Annotated in this window: 1 protein-coding gene; it reads right to left on the bottom strand. The window is 55.5% G+C overall.

Annotated elements, in window-relative coordinates; translation table 11 throughout:
- A partial coding sequence (locus KP705_RS16075; protein WP_215764965.1) for a transposase occupies positions 1-631 on the bottom strand: 631 nt, incomplete at both ends.

Raw genomic sequence — 631 nt, 5'->3', positions numbered from 1 at the left:
CAAACGCTTGAGGCCGTATTGGTTTTATCTAACAGCCCCTCTCTCAATCGCGCACCATCACTGGCGGCGGCATCCGTCGTCTTCCATTTTCGGATGAACCGAAACTTCCGGTCGATGGASACGTGGGATTTGTAGCCAAAGAACGGGATAGCGAGATCCGTTGCGGGCATACTCCCGTCATCCTGCCGTTTTGCTTTCGTGAACTTCAGCGTCCAGCGCGCATGACGATCCTTATGCGACATCTTTGCGGGCTTGTCCTGCCAGTCTTCTGGAATACGTCCTGCCCGGAGATCCGCTTTCTCAGCCTTCGTATTGCGCTGCTTTGGAGCAGCCACCAGTGTTGCATCCAGGATCTGGCCGGACATCGGGAGATAACCGGCGTTCCGCAGGGTCGCGTCAAATCGGTCAAACAGCCTTTCAATGGCACCCGCCTGTGTCAAACGCTCACGAAACAGCCAGACCGTTTTGGCATCCGGCACGCGGTCCGACAGCCCCAATCCCAGAAAGCGCATGAACGACAGGCGGTCGTTGATCAGATACTCTGTCCGTTCATCAGACAAAGTGTTCAACGTCTGGATGACCAGAATTTTGAACATCAGCACCGGATCAAACGGCGGACGKCCGCCTTTAC

This window comes from Gluconobacter sp. P1D12_c (assembly GCF_018812105.1).
Taxonomy (GTDB): Bacteria; Pseudomonadota; Alphaproteobacteria; order Acetobacterales; family Acetobacteraceae; genus Gluconobacter; species Gluconobacter oxydans_A.
The sequence above is the reverse complement of the archived record's forward strand: the minus strand, read 5'-3'. Positions and strand labels throughout refer to the sequence as shown.